Annotated in this window: 19 protein-coding genes and 2 pseudogenes; 8 read left to right on the top strand and 13 right to left on the bottom strand. The window is 72.4% G+C overall.

Annotated elements, in window-relative coordinates; translation table 11 throughout:
- Positions 1 to 11 precede the first annotated feature (11 nt).
- Entirely contained in the window at positions 12 to 344 is a 333-nt protein-coding gene (locus tag ABT048_RS39205; protein WP_350526430.1) for a YnfA family protein, read from the top strand.
- 85 nt (positions 345 to 429) lie between these two features.
- Here the strand turns inward: ABT048_RS39205 and ABT048_RS39200 are convergent, their stop codons facing one another.
- From ABT048_RS39200 to ABT048_RS39185, 4 genes are all read right to left on the bottom strand, one after another.
- On the bottom strand, positions 430 to 2,097 hold the full coding sequence (locus ABT048_RS39200) for a purple acid phosphatase family protein (RefSeq protein ID WP_350526429.1): 1,668 nt from the start codon (positions 2,095 to 2,097) through the stop codon (positions 430 to 432).
- 219 nt (positions 2,098 to 2,316) lie between these two features.
- Positions 2,317 to 2,568 carry a hypothetical protein gene (locus tag ABT048_RS39195; RefSeq protein ID WP_350526428.1) on the bottom strand — a complete coding sequence of 84 codons (252 nt, stop codon included), beginning with the start codon at positions 2,566 to 2,568 and terminating at the stop codon, positions 2,317 to 2,319.
- A gap of 118 nt (positions 2,569 to 2,686) precedes the next feature.
- A complete protein-coding gene (locus tag ABT048_RS39190) occupies positions 2,687 to 3,115 on the bottom strand; it encodes a (2Fe-2S) ferredoxin domain-containing protein (RefSeq protein WP_350526427.1) in 429 nt (142 codons plus the stop codon).
- Between the two features lie 177 nt (positions 3,116 to 3,292).
- Positions 3,293 to 4,948, bottom strand: coding sequence for an FAD-binding dehydrogenase (locus ABT048_RS39185; RefSeq protein WP_350526426.1), 1,656 nt, complete (start codon positions 4,946 to 4,948; stop codon positions 3,293 to 3,295).
- Positions 4,949 to 5,285: 337 nt separating this feature from the next.
- Between ABT048_RS39185 and ABT048_RS39180 the strand changes: the two genes are divergently transcribed.
- Positions 5,286 to 6,224, top strand: a complete 939-nt coding sequence (locus tag ABT048_RS39180; RefSeq protein WP_350526425.1) for an SGNH/GDSL hydrolase family protein — start codon at positions 5,286 to 5,288, stop codon at positions 6,222 to 6,224.
- Between the two features lie 120 nt (positions 6,225 to 6,344).
- On the opposite strand, the gene nicT is transcribed toward ABT048_RS39180, so the two are convergent.
- Complete coding sequence (nicT, locus tag ABT048_RS39175; protein WP_350526424.1) at positions 6,345 to 7,460, bottom strand: Nickel transporter NicT; 1,116 nt, start codon at positions 7,458 to 7,460, stop codon at positions 6,345 to 6,347.
- A 114-nt stretch (positions 7,461 to 7,574) separates the two neighbouring features.
- Here nicT and ABT048_RS39170 point away from each other — a divergent pair.
- The 4 genes and pseudogenes from ABT048_RS39170 to ABT048_RS39155 all read left to right on the top strand — a co-directional run.
- Positions 7,575 to 8,643, top strand: a pseudogene (locus ABT048_RS39170) (hydrolase); the annotation flags it as partial.
- A 189-nt stretch (positions 8,644 to 8,832) separates the two neighbouring features.
- Positions 8,833 to 10,692, top strand: coding sequence for a CocE/NonD family hydrolase (locus ABT048_RS39165; protein ID WP_350526422.1), 1,860 nt, complete (start codon positions 8,833 to 8,835; stop codon positions 10,690 to 10,692).
- Between the two features lie 48 nt (positions 10,693 to 10,740).
- On the top strand, positions 10,741 to 11,436 hold the full coding sequence (locus ABT048_RS39160) for an aspartate/glutamate racemase family protein (RefSeq protein WP_350526421.1): 696 nt from the start codon (positions 10,741 to 10,743) through the stop codon (positions 11,434 to 11,436).
- Positions 11,437 to 11,627: 191 nt separating this feature from the next.
- Positions 11,628 to 12,383 carry an alpha/beta hydrolase family protein gene (locus ABT048_RS39155; RefSeq protein ID WP_350526420.1) on the top strand — a complete coding sequence of 252 codons (756 nt, stop codon included), beginning with the start codon at positions 11,628 to 11,630 and terminating at the stop codon, positions 12,381 to 12,383.
- A 99-nt stretch (positions 12,384 to 12,482) separates the two neighbouring features.
- Here ABT048_RS39155 and ABT048_RS39150 read toward each other — a convergent pair whose 3' ends face one another.
- Positions 12,483 to 12,791 carry a cupin domain-containing protein gene (locus ABT048_RS39150; RefSeq protein WP_350526419.1) on the bottom strand — a complete coding sequence of 103 codons (309 nt, stop codon included), beginning with the start codon at positions 12,789 to 12,791 and terminating at the stop codon, positions 12,483 to 12,485.
- 72 nt (positions 12,792 to 12,863) lie between these two features.
- Between ABT048_RS39150 and ABT048_RS39145 the strand changes: the two genes are divergently transcribed.
- Positions 12,864 to 13,685, top strand: coding sequence for a hypothetical protein (locus ABT048_RS39145; RefSeq protein WP_350526418.1), 822 nt, complete (start codon positions 12,864 to 12,866; stop codon positions 13,683 to 13,685).
- On the opposite strand, the gene ABT048_RS39140 is transcribed toward ABT048_RS39145, so the two are convergent.
- Together ABT048_RS39140 and ABT048_RS39135 are read right to left on the bottom strand one after the other, a co-directional pair.
- A complete protein-coding gene (locus ABT048_RS39140; RefSeq protein ID WP_350526417.1) occupies positions 13,652 to 14,608 on the bottom strand; it encodes an aminoglycoside phosphotransferase family protein in 957 nt (318 codons plus the stop codon). The genes ABT048_RS39145 and ABT048_RS39140 overlap by 34 nt on opposite strands.
- Positions 14,609 to 14,719: 111 nt before the next feature.
- A complete protein-coding gene (locus ABT048_RS39135) occupies positions 14,720 to 15,454 on the bottom strand; it encodes an SDR family oxidoreductase (RefSeq protein ID WP_350526416.1) in 735 nt (244 codons plus the stop codon).
- Positions 15,455 to 15,522: 68 nt separating this feature from the next.
- On the opposite strand from ABT048_RS39135, the gene ABT048_RS39130 reads away from it, so the two are divergent.
- Positions 15,523 to 16,464 (top strand): LysR family transcriptional regulator, encoded by a 942-nt coding sequence (locus ABT048_RS39130; protein WP_350526415.1) that lies wholly within the window; start codon positions 15,523 to 15,525, stop codon positions 16,462 to 16,464.
- Between the two features lie 78 nt (positions 16,465 to 16,542).
- Here the strand turns inward: ABT048_RS39130 and ABT048_RS39125 are convergent.
- The 5 genes and pseudogenes from ABT048_RS39125 to ABT048_RS39105 all read right to left on the bottom strand — a co-directional run.
- Positions 16,543 to 16,641, bottom strand: a pseudogene (locus ABT048_RS39125) (MmyB family transcriptional regulator); the annotation flags it as partial.
- Positions 16,642 to 16,745: 104 nt separating this feature from the next.
- Complete coding sequence (locus ABT048_RS39120) at positions 16,746 to 17,408, bottom strand: HAD family hydrolase (protein WP_350526414.1); 663 nt, start codon at positions 17,406 to 17,408, stop codon at positions 16,746 to 16,748.
- Between the two features lie 30 nt (positions 17,409 to 17,438).
- Positions 17,439 to 17,954 carry a hypothetical protein gene (locus tag ABT048_RS39115; RefSeq protein ID WP_350526413.1) on the bottom strand — a complete coding sequence of 172 codons (516 nt, stop codon included), beginning with the start codon at positions 17,952 to 17,954 and terminating at the stop codon, positions 17,439 to 17,441.
- Between the two features lie 124 nt (positions 17,955 to 18,078).
- Positions 18,079 to 20,325: a DUF6571 family protein gene (locus tag ABT048_RS39110; RefSeq protein WP_350526412.1), complete on the bottom strand. Its 2,247-nt coding sequence runs from the start codon at positions 20,323 to 20,325 to the stop codon at positions 18,079 to 18,081.
- Positions 20,326 to 20,335: 10 nt separating this feature from the next.
- Positions 20,336 to 20,800 (bottom strand): WXG100 family type VII secretion target, encoded by a 465-nt coding sequence (locus tag ABT048_RS39105; protein ID WP_350526411.1) that lies wholly within the window; start codon positions 20,798 to 20,800, stop codon positions 20,336 to 20,338.
- Positions 20,801 to 21,169 lie beyond the last annotated feature (369 nt).

Below are 21,169 nucleotides of genomic sequence, written 5' to 3'. Positions count from 1 at the left end.
CCCTCGCACCCATGACCGTCCTGCGCTCGATCGCCCTGTTCGTCCTCGCCGCGCTCGCCGAGATCGGCGGCTGCTGGCTGGTCTGGCAGAGCGTGCGCGAGCAACGGCCGTGGTGGCTGGCCGGGTTGGGCGTGGTGGCGCTCGGCGCGTACGGCTTCGTCGCGGCGCTGCAGCCGGACAGCCAGTTCGGCCGGGTGCTGGCGGCGTACGGCGGGGTGTTCGTGGCCGGCTCGCTGCTCTGGGGCGTGCTCGTCGACGGCTTCCGGCCGACCCGCTACGACGTGGCGGGCGCGCTGATCTGCCTGGCCGGGGTCGCCGTCATCATGTACGGCCCCCGGCGCTGACCCGCCGGACGACCGGCCACCGCGGACGCACCGGTGCCCCGGTGTCGGGCTTCCGACACCGGGGCACCGTCACGACCGCCCGGGACTACCAGCCCCAGCCGCCGCCCTCGCCGTCGTCGTCGCGGCCGGAGTCCCAGCCCTCGCCGACCTTGCGCAGGATGGTGTAGTTGTCGATCTGCGTGCCGTCCTCGGCCAGCGCGGTGACCTTCATGGTCGACTTCTGGCCCAGGTGGGCCGGGGTGACGTCGACCTTGATGAAGGAGTAGCCGGTGTAGCGCACCCGCGACCACTGGATGGTCTCGGGGGTCTTCACCCGGCCCTTGCTCCAGTAGTACGTGGTGACCTCGTCCTGGTGGTTCTCGTGCCCCTCGTAGGTGTCCGGCACGTCGAACTTGTACAGGCTGCGGCCGGCCGCGCCCGCGGTCACGTAGACCACGCCGTCCTTCTCGGGCTCGATGGTGGCGCCGCTCGGCACCTGCTTCGAGACCTTGTTGCCGAGGATGGCGTCGGTGCGCTCGTAGATGTGGTTGTGGCCGTTGATGACCAGGTCCACCCGGAACTTCTCGAACAGCGGCACCCAGGCCTCGCGGACACCGCCCTCGGAGGCGTGCGCGACGGTGGTGGAGAAGGCGCAGTGGTGGAAGAAGACCACGACGAAGTCGATGGTCTCGTCGCTGCGCAGGTCCTTGAGGGTGCGCTCCAGCCACTTGGTCTGCTTGCCCGCCGAGAGGCCCAGGTTGGCCGGGATCTCGTAGGAGACGTCGTTGGCGTCGAGGGAGATCACGCCGACGTTCTTGTAGCGGAAGGTGTAGACGCCCGGGACGGTGCGCGGGTCCGGACCGTTGTTCGGCAGGTAGAAGCGGGTGTTCTCGCCGCCGTAGCCGTTGGGCGAGTACCAGGCCTCGATGTCGTGGTTGCCGTAGGAGACCATCCACGGGATCTCGGCGGCGACCGTCTCGGTCTGGACCAGGAAGTCGTCCCAGGTCTTCGCGTTGTAGACGGACTTGTCCGGGTCGGTGCCGGAGCCGGCCGGGTCGGCGTAGCAGATGTCGCCGGCGTGCAGGTGGAAGGACGGCTTCTGCGCCTTGATGATGTGGTCGTTGCCGGCCGCGTGGGCGCTGACGCCCTGGTCACCGAAGGCGGTGAAGGTGAACGGCTCGTACACCTTGCCCCAGCGGTGGTCGCGGGAGGGCGCGGTGCGGAAGGTGTGCAGGGTGGAGATCTGCTGCTGCGACGCGGGGTCGAAGCCCTCGTGGCCGACGCCGTAGTAGTACGTGGTGTCGGGGTGCAGGTCCTCCAGCGCCACGTGCAGGTAGTACTGGTCCACCGGCTGGCTGCCCGGGGTCAGCGCCGGGGTGTGCAGCGCGCGGACCTCGGCCTGCACCTTGTGGCTGAGCTCCCACGGGGTCTTGCCGAAGCGCAGGAACGGCTTCTTGACCGGCGCCGGGACCTGCCAGGAGATACGGAACTGGGTGTCCGGCTCGGGGCCGAACTGGAGGTGGCGACCGACCGGCGCGACCAGCGAGCCGTCGATGCCGTCCGTCGTGCCGCCCGTCAGCAGCTGCGGGCCGGCCGGCGCCGCGAAGGCGGTGCCGCTGCCCAGGGCACCGCCGACGGCGACGGCGCCGACGGTCACGGCACCGGCGCGCAGCATCCGGCGGCGGGAGAAGCGGGCCCGCAGGTACTCGTGCTGCTCGGCCATGCTCATGCGGTCGGCAAGCTTGGCCGGCACGCCCATGTTGGGGATATCCATGCGCGGGACTCTGTCAGCGGCGCGTGGATCTGACGCGGACGCCCGGTGAACGGGCCGCAGCGTGTCCCCCATTCGAACGCCAATGTTCGACCATGGTTCGGTAAAGGGCGTGTCCGCGTCGATCCGGCGCCGGATCATGGCCCCCGCCGGCCGGTCCACTTGAGTCCGTGTCGGCGCGGCCTCCCCCGGTGGGAACGGCGTGCCGGAGGGGCAGGCGGGTCAGGAGGGCTCGTCCCACTGCGTGGCGGTGCGGTTCCCGGTGCCGTCGCAGGTGCGGCAGATCTCGTCCCGGTAGGCGTGCTTGGCGCCGGTCGCGTCCACCCGGTAGCGCACGTACACCCCGGTGCCGTCGCACAGGAAGCAGTTGCCGCCCCCGCCGCCCACCTCGGTGGTGCCGGTGCCCTGGCAGGTCCGGCAGTTGAGGCCGGCGGTCCGTCCGGTGCCCGCGCAGATGCGGCAGACCGTCGTCATCGTCTTCCTCCCTGGCGCGGAACGGCTCGGTGCCACCGGTCATGCTAGTGGTGCGGACCGCCGGACCACCCCGGGACGACCATATGACGATCGGTCAGGTCAGGCCCGGCGGCGGACACTACTCCGGCAGGCCCTCGCGGACCCGCCGGGAGACCGAGATCAGCTGGAGGTCGAGCAGACCGGGCGGCTCGGCGAGCCCGGGGCCGCCCGCGCGCACCCAGGCGGCTATGTCGTCGATCATCTCGTCCATCAGGACGAAGCCGAGCCAGACCGGCCGCCCGCCCGCGGCCCGGCCCTCGCTGGAGGGCCCGACCACCACCACGTTGGACTGGCTGCACACGTCCAGGCACTTGACGGCACGGACCCGGCCCGCCGCCCCCACCGCCGTCCGCAGCCGCTCGTACTGCCCCGCGTGGTCCACCCCGGGGTGCTTCGCCTCGGTGCCGCAGCAGCAGCCGCGGCAGACGGTCACGGTCACCGGGGAGCCGGCGCCCCGCTTCCGGTCGTGGTCCCGGGCGCCGTCACGGTCACGGTCTCGGCGGCTCATCGGTTCTGGATACCCCTCGTGGTCGGCGGCGCGCTCTGCACCGGCACTGTACCCGCCGGTCAGGGGCCGCCCACCAGGCCTGACGCCCCGTGCCCCGGGGCGGGCCGCCGTCGAACCGCCCACCGCCCGCCGTTGAACCGCCTGCCGTTGAACCGCCCACCGCTCGCCACCCGCCGGCTATCCGACCGCCTGCGCCGCGGCCCGCCCCGCCGTACGGCCCGAGAACAGGCACCCGCCCAGGAACGTCCCCTCCAGCGAGCGGTAGCCGTGCACGCCCCCGCCGCCGAAGCCCGCCGCCTCGCCCGCCGCGTACAGGCCCGGCAGCACCTCCCCGTCCGGCCGCAGCACCCGGGAGGACAGGTCCGTCTCCAGCCCGCCCAGCGACTTGCGGGTCAGGATGTTGAGCCGCACGGCGATCAGCGGGGCGGCGCCGGGGTCGAGGATGCGGTGCGGGGCGGCGGTGCGCACGAGCTTGTCGCCGAGGTAGCGGCGGGCGCCGTGGATGGCGGTGACCTGGAGGTCCTTGGCGAAGGGGTTGGCCAGCTGGCGGTCGCGGTCCTCGACGGTGCGGCGCAGCGCGTCCGGGTCGATCAGCGGCTCGCGGGTCTTGGCGTTCATGCCGCGGGCGAGGTCGGCGAGGTTGCCCGCGACCACGAAGTCCCGTCCGTGCCGCAGGTGGCCCAGGACCGGGCCGGGGGCGCCGGGCAGGGCGCGGCCGAGCACGCCGCGCACGGACTTCCCGGTCAGGTCCGGGTTCTGCTCGGAGCCGGAGAGGGTGAACTCCTTCTCGATGATGCGCTGGTTGAGCACGAACCAGGTGTACTCGTACCCGGTGGACATGATGTGCTCCAGCGTCCCGAGGGTGTCGAAGCCGGGGAACAGCGGGACGGGCAGCCGCCGGCCGCGCGCGTCCAGCCAGAGCGAGGACGGGCCGGGCAGGATCCGGATGCCGTGCCGGGCCCAGATCGGGTCCCAGTTCTCGATGCCCTCGGTGTAGTGCCACATCCGGTCGCCGTTGATCAGGCTGGCGCCGGCCGCGCCGGCGATGTCCAGCATCAGGCCGTCCACGTGCGCGGGCACGCCGGAGAGCAGCTTGGCGGGCGGGGTGCCGAGCCGGGCCGGCCAGGCCTTGCGGACCAGGTCGTGGTTGCCGCCGATGCCGCCGGAGGTGACGACCACGGCCTGGGCGCGCAGTTCGAACTGCCCGGCGACCGTGCGGGAGCTGGCCTCGCCCCGGCTGGCCGGGCTCGGCTCCAGCACCTCTCCGGTGACGGTGTCGACGGCGCCCGCGGTGGCGGACAGTCCGGTGACGCGGTGCCGGAAGCGCAGGTCCACCAGCCCGCGGGCGGCGGCGTCGCGGACCCGGCGCACGAAGGGCGCCAGCAGTCCGGGGCCGGTGCCCCAGGTGATGTGGAAGCGCGGCACCGAGTTGCCGGGCCCGTCGGCGAGGAATCCGCCGCGCTCGGCCCAGCCGACCACCGGGAAGAACCGCACGCCCATCCCGCGCAGCCAGGAGCGCTTCTCGCCCGCGGCGAAGTCCACGTACGCCTCGGCCCAGCGGCGCGGCCAGGCGTCCTCGGGGCGGTCGAAGCCGGCCGTGCCGAGCCAGTCCTGCCAGGCGAGGGCGTGCGAGTCGCGGATCCGCATCCGGCGCTGCTCGGGCGAGTCGACCAGGAAGAGGCCGCCGAAGGACCAGTGCGCCTGTCCGCCGAGCGAGGCCGCCGGCTCCTGGTCGAGCAGGATCACCTTCCGTCCGGCGTCGGCGAGTTCGGCGGCCGCGGCGAGGCCGGCGAGGCCCGCTCCGATGACGATGACGTCGGCGTCCAGGGCCATGCGCAGTCCTCCGTGGCGGCTCGCGGTGGCGGCGGGCCCGGGGGTGCGCCGTCGCCGTGCGCCCGATACTGCGGCCTGCGGTGACGTCCGGTCAACCGGTTGTCGACCGGCCGGTAACAAGCGCGTGCGTGAATTCCGCTCCACAGCGTTTCGGAAATACCTCCGATACGCGGTGGAGCGGAATTCGAAATGTCACGCGGCGCCATCTGACGGAATTTCGGCAATTTCTGCGCAAACCATGGACGCCCGCGAAACCTGGCAGTAACTTACCTGCGAGTAGCTGTGGCCCGGCTCGGCACGACCCCCCACCCGTCGTTTCTCTCCCCCAGGAGGAACCGTGCTCCGCCCTGCCCGGAATTCCCGGCACCTCCGGAATTCCACCGCGCTCGCCGCGGTCGCCCTCGGCGCGGCCCTGGCGCTGACCTCCACCAGCGCCCAGGCCGCCACGCCCGCCCCGAAGCACTACGTGGCGCTCGGCGACTCCTACGCCGCCGGCGCCGGTGTGCCCGGCCAGTCGGCCGGACTCTGCCTGCGCTCCGACCACAACTACGGCCACCTCGTCGCCGGCGCCCTCAAGGCGGGCACCTACACCGACGTGACCTGCGCCGCCGCCAAGGTCAAGCACATGACGCAGTCCCAGTACGACGCGTTCATCAAGGTCAACGACCCGCAGTTCGACGCACTGACCGCCGACACCGACCTGGTCACGCTCGGGATCGGCGGCAACGACCTCGCCGCCAGCGACCTCGGTCTCGGCGAACTGGTCGCCACCTGCATCGCCGGCGCGGTGGTCAACCCGCTGGGCACGCCCTGCAAGGACGTCTACCACCACGGCTACTGGGACTGGAGCACGTGGTCCTGGCAGTACGGCAACGACGACCTGGCCGAGCGGATCCGCACCACGATCGCCCCGCAGATCGCCACCACCCTCCAGCAGATCCACACCAAGGCCCCCAAGGCCAAGGTGCTGCTGGTCGGCTACCCGTCCGTGCTGCCCGCCGACGGCTCGGCCTGCATCCTGCGCCAGCCGGTGACGCCGGGCGACGTCGAGTACATGTACGGCGTGCTCGACAAGCTGAACGCCGCCATGAAGTCCACGGCGGCGGCCAACGGCGCGACGTACGTGGACACCGCGACGCCGACGGTCGGGCACGACGTCTGCTCGGACGACCGCTGGATCGAGGGCGCGCTGCCCGGTTCGCCCGCCGTGCCGTTCCACCCGAACGCGACGGGCGAGAAGGCGATGGCGGACGCGGTGCTCGCCGCGCTGCGGTAGCCGGGCACGGACCCGCCGCGCCGGCCCCGCGCAGGCGGCCCCGTGCACGCGACCCCGGAAAGCCCCGAGGGGCCGGTGACCAGACCCCGGTCACCGGCCCCTCGGTCCGCCCGTCGCGCGCTATTCCGGCTCGGCGGCGGTGGCGGAGCCGGTGGCGGCGGCCAGCCCGGCCGACCACTTCTCCTCGACGTTGCCGAACTTCCAGTAGGCGATCGCCGCCGCCCAGGTGAGCACGAACAGCCCGACGATGGCGTAGCCCACGAAGTTGAGGTCCAGCCCGCCGACCCAGGCGATCGGCCCGCTGGTGATGTCCAGCTTCTCGCCGAGCAGGCCGATCAGCTCGATCGAGCCGATGACCAGCGCGACCAGCACCGACAGCCCGGTGACGGTCAGGTTGTAGTAGATCTTGCGGACCGGCTTGGAGAAGGCCCACTCGTAGGCGAAGTTCATGAACGAGCCGTCGATGGTGTCCAGCAGGCTCATCCCGGCCGCGAACAGGATCGGCAGGGTGAGCAGCGCGTACCAGGGCAGCGAGAAGGCCGCCGCGCCGCCCGCCAGCACCAGCAGGGACACCTCGGTGGCGGTGTCGAAGCCCAGGCCGAACAGCAGGCCGACCGGGTACATGTGCCAGGGCTTGGTGACGGCCCTGGTCACCCGGCCGAGGATCCGGTTCATCAGCCCGCGCCGCTCCAACTGGCGCTCCAGCTCGGCCTCGTCGTACTCGCCCTCGCGCATCCGGCGGAAGACCTTGAGGATGCCGTTGAAGGCGCCCAGGTTGATCAGGCCGAGCAGCAGCAGGAAGGTGCCGGAGACGGTGACGCCGATCAGGCCCGTCATCTCGTGCAGCGTCGAGTCGTCGGACTCCACCTGGCCGGCCAGCGAGCGGATGCCGAAGGCCAGCAGCGCGCAGAGGCCGAAGACGATCGAGGAGTGCCCGAGCGAGAACCAGAAGCCGACCGACAGCGGCCGCTTGCCCTGGCCCATCAGCTTGCGGGTGGTGTTGTCGATGGCCGCGATGTGGTCCGCGTCGAAGGCGTGCCGCATGCCGAGGGTGTAGGCGGTCAGGCCCATGCCCGCACCGAACACCTGGCCGCCGACGGTGTAGTGCTCGGGGGCGACGAGCGCGAGCAGGGTGAACCAGCCGACGACGTGCAGCGCGAGGATGAACCCGCCCATTCCGGCCAGGCGGATCCACTCCTCACGGGTGAGTCGGTCGCGCCAGCGAGGGGCGGTCATCGGGTGTCCTTTCGGCGGTACGGGCTGAGCTGGGCCATCTTTCCGCCTGGACGCACGCAGTTGCAAGTCATGCGCAATTACGGTTTGCTCTCCGCCCACCCCGACATCCCCACGATCCGTACAGGGCCTCGTCACCTCCCGGGACTTACTCCGGCCCCTCTACGCGCGGATACTGCCGTTCTACGCGCGAAAACTCGGGCGCCGAACACCTCGACTCCCCACGGAGGAACGGCACATGACGATCCGCATTCGAACTGTCGCGGCCCTCTCCGGCGCGGCGCTGCTCGCGGCCGGCCTCACCACCCTGGCCCCCACCGCCACCGCCGCCCCGGCCCCCGCGACCGCCGCCGTCAGCGCCACCCCGCACCGGGTGCTGTTCGACAACAGCAAGGCCGAGACCGCCGGCAACGCCGACTGGATCATCAGCACCAGCCAGCCCGACCCGCTCGCCCAGAACCCCAACCCCACCACCGAGAAGAGCTGGACCGGCGCGCTGTCCGCCTGGGGCGTCGCCCTGCAGAAGACCGGCCAGTACAGCCTCAAGACCCTCCCGTCCGGCTCGACCATCACCTACGGCACCGGCGGCGCGCTCGACCTCGCCAACTTCGACACCTTCGTCGTCCCGGAGCCCAACATCCGGTTCAGCGCGGCCGAGAAGACCGCGATCATGAAGTTCGTCCAGAACGGCGGCGGACTCTTCCTGATCTCCGACCACACCAACAGCGACCGCAACAACGACGGCTGGGACTCGCCGAAGATCATCAACGACCTGCTGACCAGCAACGGGGTGAACAACAACGACCCCTTCGGCTTCTCGGTCGACCTCCTCAACATCACCACCGACAACCCGCGCGCGGTCGGCGACGCCACCGACCCCGTCCTGCACGGCTCCTTCGGCACCGTCACCGGCTCGATCCTGCGCAACGGCACCACCTTCACCCTGAAGCCCGCCGACAACCCCTCGGTCAAGGGCCTGGTCTACCGGACCGGCTACAGCGGCAACACCGGCGCCTTCTTCGTCACCAGCACCTTCGGCTCCGGCCGGGTGGCCATCTGGGGCGACAGCTCCCCGATCGACGACGGCACCGGCCAGTCCGGCAACACCCTGTACAACGGCTGGAACGACCCGGCCGGCACCGACGCCGCCCTCGCCCTCAACGCCACCGCCTGGCTGAGCAAGGCGTGACCACCGCGCAGCGCTCACCGCGAAGGGCGTGACCGCTGCGCAGCGCTCACCAGGAAAACGGCCGCTTCCTCCCCTAGGGTCGGAATGCCGACGCCCGCGGCGCGCACGTACGGCCCACCGGCCGCACGGTCGGCGCGCCGCGGGCCCGTCGGCGCCCACCCGGCCCGGGACCCGATGGGAGCGGCCATGCCGTCCTACCCCTTCCACACCACCCGCGAGGACGTCCGCATCCCGCTCCCCGACGGCACGCAGCTGGCCGCCCGCCTGTGGCGGCCGGTCACCGACGAGCTCGTCCCCGCACTGCTGGAGTACTCCGGCGGCCGCCTCAGCGACCGGACCGCCGCCGAGGACGCCCGGCGCCACCCCTGGTACGCCGGGCACGGCTACGCCACCCTGCGGGTCGACACCCGCGGACACGGCAACTCCGCCGGAACCCCCGGCGAGCCCGGCGGCGAACAGGAGCTGACCGACGGCGCCTTCGTGGTCGACTGGCTCGCCCGCCGCCCGTACTCCACCGGGCGGGTCGGCCTGCTCGGGGTCGGTGCGGCCGGCACCACCGCGCTGCGCCTGGCCGCCCGGATGCCGGAGATCGTCGGCGCCGTGGTCACCGCCTGCCCGGAGGGCGGCCACCGGCTCGGCGGCGCCGTCCTCGCCGCCGACCTGCACACCCGGCTCACCGCGCTGGTCGCCGACGCCGCCCTGCCGCCCGACCCGCGCCACGTCGGCGACGTCTGGCGCAGCCGCTGGCTGACCCGGCTGGAAGCCCTGGAGCCGCCCGTCGACACCTGGCTCGCCGCCGGCGAGACCACCGTGCCCGTCTCCGTCCCCACCTTCGCGATCGCCGGCTGGGGGGACCCGTCCTGCTCCTTCGTGCTGCGACTGCTCGCCGAGTCCCCCACCGCGCGCGCCCTGATCGGCCCCTGGCCGCACGGCCTGCCCGAGGACGCCCTGCCCGAGACGCTGCGCTGGTGGGAGCACTGGCTGCGCGGCGCCGACACCGGCGCCGTCAAGGAACCCGCCCTGCGCAGCTGGATCGGCACCCGCTGGACCGGCGACGACGCCTGGCCCTCGCCCGACGTCCGTGAGATCCACTACGGCCTGGACGGGCCGCTGCGCACCGCCGGCACCGCCGCCGACGACCGCTTCGTCCACGTCCGCTCGCCGCAGCACACCGGCCTCAACGCCGGTGCCTACGTCCCGCACGGCCGCCCCGCCGACCAGCCGCCCGACCAGCGCGAGGAGGACGGCCGCTCGGTCTGCTTCGACTCCCAGCCGCTGCCCGAGCCACTCGAACTGCTCGGCGCCCCGACCGTACGGCTCCGGCTGCGCGAGGGCGGTCCCGCGCCCCTGGTGGCGGTCCGGCTCTGCGCGGTCGGCCCGGACGGCACCTCGGAGCTGGTCACCCGGGGCGTCCTGGTCGCCGAGGGCCCGGACGTCGAGGTGGAGCTCGCCGCCTGCGGCTGGACCTTCCCGGCCGGGCACCGGCTGCGGCTCGCCTTCTCCTCCGTCTACTGGCCGTGGGTGTGGCCCCCGGCCGAGGACGGCGGGTACGCCCTCGACCCGTCCCGCTCCACCCTGAGCCTGCCCGTCCGCCACCTCGCCGCCGACGTGGGCGCCGCGCCGGTCACCTTCTCGACCCCCTCGCTGCCCGATCCGCTCGACGTCCACCTCACCGAACCGCTCACCGCCCGGCCCGAACACCTCACCGTCCACGACATCGGCCGGCACGAGTGGCGCACCGAGCTCTCCCCCGCCTCCGACGGCACCCGGACCCACCCCGACGGCCTCGTCCGCGACGAACACACCGTCACCGCCTACCGCGTCCTCACCGACGCCCCGCTCAGCGCCCAGGCCCGCACCGACCACACCGTCCGGCTGGAGCGCCCCGACATCGGCTGGGACGTCACCGTCCAGACCCGCGCCCAACTACGCTGCGACGCCGGGCACTTCCTCAGCATCGTGCAGCTGCGGGCGCTGGAGGCCGGATCGGTGGTGTTCACCCGCGAGTGGCAGCACCGGGTGCCCCGAGAGAAGCCCTCAAAGTAAGCCTTATGGAGTTTGCCTCCACCTCTCGATGCCCTTATAAATGACCCCATGAAGACCCTTGGCCTGATCGGCGGCATGAGCTGGGAGTCCACCGCCGAGTACTACCGCCTGCTCAACGAACTCACCCGCGACCGCCTCGGCGGGCTGCACTCCGCCCGGCTCGTGCTCCACTCCGTCGACTTCGCCGTCATCGAGCAACTGCAGACGGCCGGGCGCTGGGACGAGGCCGGCGAGGTCCTGGCCGCCGCCGCGCGCTCACTGGAGGCGGCCGGCGCCGACCTGCTGCTGATCTGCACCAACACCATGCACAAGGTCGCCGGCCACGTCGAGGCGGCGGTCTCCGTCCCCCTGCTCCACCTGGCCGACGCCACGGCGGCCGCCGTACGGGCGGCGGGCCTGCGCCGGGTCGGGCTGCTGGGGACGGCGTTCACCATGGAACAGGACTTCTACCGGGGGAGGTTGGCTTCCGGAGGCCTCGACGTCCTCGTCCCGGACGCCGCCGCGCGCGCCCTGGTCCACCGGGTGATCTACGAGGAACTGTGCGTCGGGGTGGTCCGGGAGGAGTCCCGGGCGGCGTACCGGCGGGTGATCGGGGACCTGGTGGCGGCGGGCGCCGAGGGGATCGTCCTCGGCTGCACCGAGATCGAACTGCTCGTCCGGCAGGAGGACAGCCCCGTCCCGGTGTTCCCCACCGCCCGTCTGCACGCGGAGGCCGCCGTCGCCGCCGCCCTCGACGACCGGTGACGGGAAAAGGGCTTGCGCAGAAGGGCGTTCAAGCAGCAAGATCTTCCCCGACCGAGGCATCGTCAGAGGAGGTGAGACCCGTGAAGGCTGTATCGACGTGGGTGCTCCCCCTTTCCGTCACGGTCGGCGACTGACGCAAGCGTCGCCGGGAGCGCCTTCCCCCAGCAAGGCCCTCCCGAAAGGCAACTGCCATGAATACTTTCCGGTTCACTGCCGATTCCGTGTCGAACGGCATCCGCGAGCGCGACTTCACCGTGGACGGCGTCCCCGGCGTGCTCTGGTCCCCGGCCACCGGCGCCGACCGCGCCCCGCTCGTCCTGATGGGACACGGCGGCGGCAACCACAAGAAGCACCCCGCGATGTCGGGCCGCGCCCGGCTGCTCGTCGACGACCACGGCTTCCACGTCGCCGTCCTCGACGCACCCGGGCACGGCGACCGGCCGCGCACCGCCCACGACGAGGCGGAGATCGCCGACATGTTCCGGGCACGGGCGGCCGGCGAGCCCGAAGGCCCGATCGTCGTCCGCTACAACGACCACCTGGCGAAGCTCGCCGTGCCCGAGTACCACGCGACCCTGGACGCCCTCCAGCAGCTCCCGGAGATCGGCGCCGACGGGCCGGTCGGCTACTGGGGCATCAACATGGGCACCGCGATCGGCGTGCCCTTCGTGGCGGCCGAACCCAGGATCACGGCCGCGGTCTTCGGCCAGCACTGGCCCGACGCCCTGGCCGAGCACGCGAGGCGGATCACCGTCCCGATCGAGTTCGGCCTGCAGTGGGACGACGAGCACATCTCCCGCGCGGACGGCCTCGCACTGTTCGACGCCTTCGCCTCGACGGAGAAGTCCCTGCACGTCAACGCGGGCAAGCACAAGGAGTTCCCGCGCTTCGAGGCCGACAGCGCCGCCCGCTTCCTCGCCCGCCACCTCGGCAGGCCCGCCGGCTGACCGCCGGCCCGGTGGTGCCCCGCCCCGGTGGTGCCCCGTCCTCACCCGGGCGGGGCGCCATCGGGGCGGGCGGCCCTGCTCGAAGGGCCGTCATGGGGATCACCCCTCCTCCGGCACCTCCACGATCAGCAGGGTCCCCCGGCTGCCCGCCCGCACCGCGTGCCACGCGCCGGCCGGGACGACGCACAGCTCACCGGCCCGCAGGGTCGACTCCTCGCCGTCCACCAGGAGTTCGAGACTCCCCTCGGCGACGAACAGCACCTCGGCCGTCCCGTGCGCCTCCGCTTCCAGCTCCCGCCCGTCCATCCGCAGGACCTTCACCGCCGCCGTCCCGACCCGCCCCAGCACCTGGGAGCGCCAGGCCTCGGGCAGCAGGGCCGCCCGCTCGTTCACATCCACCAAGCTCATGGCCCTGGACGCTATCCGTCCCGGGCGGTCGATTGGTTGACCGTTCGGTAAAACCTCACGATGATCGCTCCGGTGAAGGCACGCACGCTCTACCACGACCTGCTCGACCACGACGGGCCGGCCGCCGACGACATCGACCGCTGGCTCGGCCAGGCGGCCGCCGCGGACTACCGCGCACGCCTGCGGACGGCCGCCGTCCACGGCTCCGCCTGGTGGGGCGACCAGCAGCACCACGGACCGGCGCTCGTCGAGGAGCTGTACGCGCTCGGCCGGGTCGCCGACGTCCTGCTGCTCGACCCGCGACCGGACGACTACCTGCGGGCGTTCACCGCCCTCGGGATGACGCCGTTCGACGGCCTCGTGCCCTTCGACCCCTTCCTGCACGAGATCGTCGACGTCGAGCAGGCCGCGGACCCGCAGGCGCCGATCGAGGTCCTGGAGGTCCGGCGACCCGGGCTGATGCTCGGCGAACTGCTGTTCAACCGCGCCCGGGTACGGATCCGGGCCGGCGCCGCGCACGCCGAGCGCGGGGTCGCCGACCGCTTCCCGCTCTACTGGACGTTCCGCCGCGCCGACCGGCCGGTGCACGACCTCTCGCACGGCTGGGGCAGCAACTCCCAGTGGAGCACCGACTTTCGCCTCGACTACCGCACCCCCGGCGGCGACCACCTCAACGTCGCCGAGGACGGCTCGGTCGACGGCCGCCCCGACCTCGGCCACTACCAGGAGCTGGCCCCCGAGGAGCAGTTGCTCACCCCGGCCGAGCGGCGCGAACTGCTGCGCAACCGCTGCCTGCTGCGCACCCCGCAGGCGGCCGCCGAACTCGCCGCCTCGCCCGGCTGGGAGGACGAACTGTTCCCCTACGCGTGGCGGCTGCCGGCCGGGGAGTCGTGATCGGCCGGGGAGTGGTGATCGGCCAGGGAGTCGTGATCGGCCAGCACCTCGCCGATCACGTACCGGGCGATGCCGGTCATCCGCGGGTTGGTCCGGCGGTAGTAGGCCAGCTCCATCAGCGCGACGGACAGCGCCCAGCCGCGACCGCGGGCCCAGGTGGCGCCGTCGGCGGCCACCGCCGTCCGGAAGGCGGCGCGGGCCGGCCCGGGGAGCACGTACCAGGCGGCGATCAGGTCCACGGCCGGGTCGCCCAGGCCCGCGCAGCCGAAGTCGATGACGGCGCTCAGTCGGCCGCGCCCGTCCACCAACAGGTTGCCGGGCTGCAGATCGGCGTGGATCCAGACCGCCGGACCGGCGTGCCCGGGGGCGTGAACGGCCTCGTCCCAGGCGGAGGTTGCGGCCGCGACGTCGATGACGTCCGGGAGTTCCGCGATCGCCCTCCGGACCGCACCGTCCCGCTCCGGCAGGGACTCGCTGCGGTAGGAGGCGGGGCCGCCGGTCGGGTCGACCCGGCGCATCGCGGTCACGAAGGCCGCCAAGTCGGCGGCCAGCAGGGCGGGTTCGGCCACCGCACCGGCCACCGGGTTCGCGCCGTCGAGCCAGCGCAGGACCGACCACGGCCACGGGCAGCCGTCCACCGGTCCTCCCCGGGCCACCGGGGCAGGCACCGCGACCGGAAGCTCGGGCGCGAGGCGCCGAAGCCAGACACACTCCTTGTCGATGTCCTCGACGGCCCCCGGGATCCGCGGGACGCGCACCACCAGGTCCGCGCCCAGCCGGTACATCGCGTTGCTCGTCCCGGCCGTGGCCACCGACGCGACCGGCAGGCCCGCCCAGTGCGGGAACTGCGCGGCGACCATCCGGCGGACCAGGGCGTCGTCGATGTCGATCTCGTCGGCGTGCATCGCGGGGAAGGAGGACATGGTGACCGAGCCTGCCGGGCCGGCGGCGCTCCCCGCAAGCGAATTGTCCGCCGCGGAGACCACCCTCGGGGACCACCCTCGGGGACCACCCGCAGAGACCACCCTCGGCGGCTACCAGGCCACGTCCTTCCCCTGGTGGTCCAGGAAGCGCAGGCCGGGCTCGCCGCGGTGGCGCTCGATCGTCGCCACCACGCCGGGAACGCTCTCCTCCACGCTCAACTCGGCTTCCATTCCGCCGAGTTCGGTCCGCACCCAGCCCGGGTCCATCAGCAGCAGGCTGCGCTCGCCACCGGCCTGGCGGACGGCGTAGCAGCGCATCAGCTGGTTCAGCGCGGACTTGCTCGCCCGGTACAGGTCCTGCCCGCCCTCGGTGTTCAGGGCGATGCTCCCCTGGTCGGACGACATCACCCCGATCGTCCCGGCGGGCGCGACCAGCGGCCCGAGGACCTCCACGACGCGCATCGGGCCGAGCGCGTTGGTGACCATCACCTCGGTGAACATCTCCGTCGGCACCTCGCCGATCGGCAGGTCGCCGCGGGTGACGGCGGCGTTGACGAAGAGCAGGTCGAGGGTGCGCCGGGCCAGCCGGTCACGGAGGGCCGCGATCTGCTCCGGGTCGGTCATCTCCAACGACTCGACGGTCACCCGCCCGCCGGCCGACTCGGCCAGTTCGTGCAGGCCGGTGCGGCGGTTGCCGCGCACCGTACCGATGACGTCCCAGCCGCGGCGGAGGTACTCCGCGGCGATCCCGAGGCCCAGGGTGCGGGAGGCGCCGATGACGAGGGCGGTCCTGCGCGGCGCGGCCGCGAGGTGCCGTTCTTCACTCTTGGGTCGAACTTCACTCATGGGTCGAGTCTCCGAGCGGCCGGGCCGGGCGTCCAATACCCTTCCGGGCGCATTGATACCGTGCGGGCATGGACCTGGACCTGCGCAAGCTCCGCTACTTCGTCGCGGTGGCCGAGCACCGCCGGTTCGGCCGGGCCGCCCAGGAGTTGTTCATCACCCAGCCCGTCCTCAGCCGACAGATCCGGGCGTTCGAGCAGGAGTTGGGCTGCCGGCTCTTCACCCGGACCACGCGCAGCGTCGAACTGACCGCCGCCGGGCGGCAGTTGTACCAGGAGGCGGCACGGATCACCGTGACCGTGGACGCCGCCCTGCAGCGGGTCCAGGAGGCCGCGCGGGGCGAGCAGCGGCTGGTCGTCGCCTTCTCCCCCGGCCTGCACGTGTCGGAGGCGATCCGGGCGTACACGGCACGCCACCCGGAGGTCGGGATCGACGTCCTCCCGTTGCGCTGGTGGGAGCAGGACGCCCCGCTGCGCGACGGCCGCGCGCACGTCGGCCATCTGCGGCGGCCCTTCGACGATACCGGGCTGCACACCGTCCCGACCGGCCGGGAGACCAAGGTGGCCTGCCTGCCGGCGACGCATCCGCTGGCCGGCCGCCGCACGCTCACCGCGGCCGACCTCGACGGCGAGCCGATCCTCGACGCCAGGAAGCGGCGGACCTCCTCGCTGGACGAGAAGTTCGAGCTGATCGCCTCCGGGCAGGGCATCGCGCTGGTGCCGCTCAGTGTCGCCGGCTCGTACTCCCGCCCCGACCTGGTCTACCTGCCGGTCACCGACTCGCTGCCCGTCGAGACCTGCCTGGCGGTGCCGGAGGGCGGTTGCACCGGGCCGGTGGCGGACTTCCTGGCCATCGCCGCCGCAACGCTGCGCCGCCGCCCCTCCGGCGGCACGCCGGCGTCCGCGACCGCGCTCCCGCCGGCGCCCGAACCCGCGACCGCGACCACACCTGCAACCGCGCCCGAACCCGCGCCCCGACCCGCAGCGGCTCAAACCCGGACCGCGAGGTCCTGACCGCCCACCACCTTGAGCAGCCGCAGCGCCTCGTGCGAGGGCGTCCCGGGAGCCCGGGTCGGTGAAGAAGCGCCAGATCTGGTTGCGCTCGCCGGGCGGCAGCGCGGAGAAGTCACCGAGCAGCGCGGCCGCCATGGCGTTCCAGGCGAGGAGGTCGCGGGCGGCGCTGGTGACCATGGCCGGGGTGTCGTCGAGCCGGTCGAGCAGGTGCAGGACGCCCGGCAGCTCGCCGAGGCCGGGGCCGGGCCGAGCGGCCGGTTCTTCGCCCCGGAGGGCGGCACCTACTCCTGGTAGGCCCCCGCGGCGATGAGTCCGGGCAGCTCGCGCATGTCGCGGAAGACGACGGTGCCGGGCCCGGTCAGCCGCTCCGCCGCCGTGACGCCGCCCGCGTACCCGAGCGCGCGCATCCCGGCGGCGCGGGCGGCCGTGACGCCGGGCGCACTGTCCTCGACCACGACGCAGGCCGCCGGGTCGACGCCCATGCTCCGCGCCGCGTGCAGGAACAGGTCGGGCGCGGGCTTGCCGTGCCGGACCTCGGTGGCGCTGAAGATCCTTCCGGCGAAGCGCTCGTACAGCCCGGTCCGGCCCAGGGTGTGCCGCATCTTCTCGTGCGTGCCGCTGGAGGCCACGCACACCGGCAGGTCGATCGCGTCCAGCGCCTGCGGCAGGCCGTCCACCGGGGTCAGCCCGGCGTCCACGGCCTCCGCGTGCAGGGCGTGGAAGCGCTTGCCCCACACCGCCGCCGTCTCCGCCCCGAGCCGCTCGGCGACCAGCGCGTTGTTGACCGCCTCCGACCGCCCGACGAACCGCTCGATCGCCTCCGCTTCGCTCAGCGGCCAGCCGTACTCCTCCCCCAGCCGCACCAGCACCCGTACGGCGATCACCTCGCTGTCCACCAGGACGCCGTCGCAGTCGAATATCACCAGCTCAATCGGCTTGATCATCCGGCCAGCATAGGCGCGGCCCCAACCCGATCAGGAGCCAGGCGCCGTCCCGGGGATGCTGTCCGGCAGGCCCACCGGGTTCGAGCACGGGTAGTCCGCCACGACGGCCCTGGCGACCTTCAGCGCGATGTCCAGGACCGCCCGGTGGCTCCTGTCCGACGGCTGGGCGTACGTGCCCCTGTTGACCTGAACCCCCACGTACGGCTGGGCCGCGTTCTCCGGGTTGTCACACCGGAGCCCCAGGCCCACTTCGTTCTGCCCGACCCACCCTTGCACGTCCGCACCGAAGTCGAGCCGGTGGTCGTGTGCCCCCGAGCCCGTGCCGTAGACATGCTGCTTCATCTCGGACTCGTCCATCGTCTGTACGTCGATCCGCACGAGGGAGTCCTCCGCGGTCCGACGGACCTCGCACCTCTGGTACGCCGCGGTCGGGCGGAGCCGCTTCCGAATGTCGACCCGCCATTCACCGTCGTATGTCCAGTCGTCCTCGACGAACGTCCCGTGCGCGTCATCCGCCAGGGGCTTGAGGTCCGCCCGGGTGAGCACCGACCAGCACGCACCCGCGGGCAGTTCGGCGGGGGCGTGAGCCGACCGCCACCACCACCCGAGCCCGGCGAGGACCACGGCAGCGACCCCGACGGCGAGCCACCGCCGCCGGAGCCGCCTGCCCTCAGCCATTGACAGCCCTGGTGACCAGCCCGGCACCGCCGGTCGCGCCGTCCCGCGCCGCGTCCGCGGCCGCCGTGGACAGCACCTCGATCTGCTGCGGGTTCAGCCCGGTCCCCTGCGCCACGTTCTCCACCGCCTTCTTCGCTGCGGAGCCGAGCCCGTTGAAGCCCGCAACGTCCGCGGCCGTGGCCGGGTCCGCGGTGTTCGGATCGACGTGGTAGCCCGACGTCAGCTGGTCGATGAAATAGTTCGCCGGCAGCGACATGCCCTTACCGATACCGGGAAGGTCCCCCAGCAGCCTGCCGCCGGTCATGGCCCAGACCGCCTTCCCCCACATGCCGTTCTGGTCGACGGCCTTGTTGTACGCGTCCGCCTCGCCCTTCATCTCGTCCACCAACCCGGCGGTCCGGCCCGCAGTGAGGATCCCGCCCACCTCGCCGCCGGAGTGCGCCGCGTTCCTCACAGCCTGGTCGAACTCGGCGCCGTAGGTGTCCCGGTGCAGCATCACGTCCTGGATGCGGGCCGTCGTGTAGGCCTGCTGGGCCTGGGCGACGGCCCCGAAGGCGTCGGGGTTGCGGCCCAGCGCCGCCAGCAGCTTCGCCGTGTTGCCCGGGTCCAGGTCCGCCTTGGAACCGTAGGTCGTCAGCGAGTGGTCATGCGGACTCATCGCCCCCTGCACGTCCCCCATGTAGGCAGCGGTCAGATGGCCCAGGCTGGGCGCCAGGTCCGCGAGGTCGGCGCCCTTGCGCAGCAGCTTGGGGCCGTCCCCGCTCCCGAAGCGGTCGACCACGTCCTTCATCACCGCAGCCTGCTCCGGCGTGTGCGGCGACAGCGGAGTGTCCGGCGACGCGTCGGGGGCACGGCCTGTGGTGGCCGCCTCCAGCGCGTGGCCGAGGGCGATCAATTCCGGTGACTCCGCGTGGCCGCTCGCGAGGTAGTCATTCCCCTTCGAGATGTCCTGGAGTGGCGAGCGGTCGCCCCCCACGGTCAGCGCCTTGAGGTAGGTGTTGTCCTGGCCGATGGCCTTGACGGAACCGTCGAGGTTGTAGGACGTCGCCCGGTCGTGGAAGAACTGGGTCGCGGCCGGCGGATTGTGCGCGAGCGCGTCCAGCACACCATTCATCGGGTTGAAACCGCCCGTTTGGGGGCCTTGCGCGTAACCCAGCAGCTTCATCCGGTCCAGGTCGGAGTGGAGCCAGGGCGTCGAGGTGAAGAAGCCAGGCATCTCACTGAGCTGGGTGACGTGTTCGGCCACCGGATTGAGGAAGTGCGCGTCATATGTTCCGGTCCGCAGAATGTTCGCCAGGATCTGGTAGCCGTACGGCTGGACGCTGCCGCTGACCCGGTCGCCGCGCGGGAGGATCTCCGTCCTGGTGGCTCCGGCCCGGCGCAGGCCCGCCTCCCACTCGTCGGACAGGTGAGGGAAGTTGTGGCTGTCGGTGGCGGTGGCCAGCGCCATGCCGAGGTTCGCCTGGAGGTCTGCGACGGCCTGCGGCCGCCTGCCTCCCTGGTCCGCCGAGGCGACGGCCAGCTGGCCGTAGTACTTGAGGAAGCCGTCCGGTCCGAGCCCCTGGTAGAAGGCGGTGGTGAACTGCGGGTTGTTGGCGTTGGCTTTCAGGGTCTTGTTGAGCTCGTCGAGTTGGGCGTCGGAGAGGTTCCCGGCCAGTTTGAGGAGGTCCGCCGCCTTCTTCCCCTGCTCCTCCGGTCCCGTCGACGGCTGGAAGGCGGTCTTGCTCTTCCCGGTGGCGCCGCCGAGCGCCGCGGCGGCCGCGGTATCGGCTGCCTTCGCCCGGGCAACGGCCTTCGCTATGTCCTGGCCCACCGACTCGGCGAGGGCCTTGTAGGTGGTGGTGTAGGTCGGGTCGTGCTTGTCGGATTCGCTCGTCGGCGCGGGCCAGCTGATGTTGACGCCGTCCGCGTCCACCGTCAGGGAGTTGTCGACGGCCCTCTTCAACGCCGCGTCCAGGTCTGCCCGGGCAGCGGCGAGCTCGGTATGGGCGTCCCGCAAGGTCTTGCCGATCGCGCTGGCCTCCTCGAAGGCCGCGTCGAGTTCGTTGCGGGTCTTGGTGATGGAGGCGGCGGCCCGCTCGGCCGCGTCGCCCCGCCAGTTCGACCCCTGCAGCGGCGTGAGGATGTCGCCGGTGAAATCGGAGGAGAGTTTCCAGTCGCGCGTCAGCGACTCGAAGGCCGTGGCCAGGGTATCGATGCCCTTGAACGTCTCCTGACGCAGGTCGGAGTAGGTACTCATGTCACCGACCTCAGTTCGTCTTCAAGTTCTGAGCGTTCACCTGTTCGGCACGCGCGTACTGGTCGGCGTTGCTGGTCAGACCGGCGGAGATGTCCGCGATCGCCTGACTCGTCGTCTGTGCCTGCGCCTGCCACATCTCGTGTGCGGCCTGGACCGCCCCGACGACCGCCCAGTCCCTGGACATGCCCTGGAGGCTGCCCTGGAGGTCCTTCCAGACGTCTTTGGTGGCCTGGTCGAACTCGGTGTGCAGGGTGCCCGCGCTGGCCCCCGCCTTGCGCAGCGCCTCCGGACTGACCTTCACCGTCGGCCCGCTGGGGGGCGCCGTGGATGCCGGTGGCGGCGTCCATCCCGGCGCCGCGGCGCCCGAGGCCGCAGCTGCGAGGTCGGGGAACTGCTTCTTCGCGTCCTCCGTCAGGTTCCCGGAACTGTCGAAGAGCCACGGATTCACCCGTCGCTCGAAATCCAGGTCAGTCATGTCTCGCCGCCCCCGAAACCGCGTGCTTGATGTCGCCGTGCGCCGCCACCAGCGGCGACCTCGCGTGACAGGTGATCACGCCGGCGAATCGCCCACCCGTTCGCCGCAAGTCCGCAGCCTAACAATCGACCATAGGTACGTATGAAATCCGTACAAAAGTTGAGCGAAACCTGAGCCGGGCGCTCCCCTGCAGTCACCCTTCCACCGCGGTGTCCCACGCGCAGCCGACAGGGCCCGGCGGCGGAAGCCACCGGGCCCTCGGGGGGGCGTCAGGCGGTCTGGACGGAGGTGTCGTCGATCACGAAGCTCGTCTGCAGCGAGGAGTCCTCGACGCCGTTGAACTTCACGGTGACCGTCTGGCCCGCGTAG

Origin of the sequence: Kitasatospora sp. NPDC096140, assembly GCF_040303045.1 — a bacterium.
Classification (GTDB): domain Bacteria; phylum Actinomycetota; class Actinomycetes; order Streptomycetales; family Streptomycetaceae; genus Kitasatospora.
Note: the sequence above shows the minus strand (reverse complement) of the source record. Positions and strands in the feature narration are given on the sequence as shown.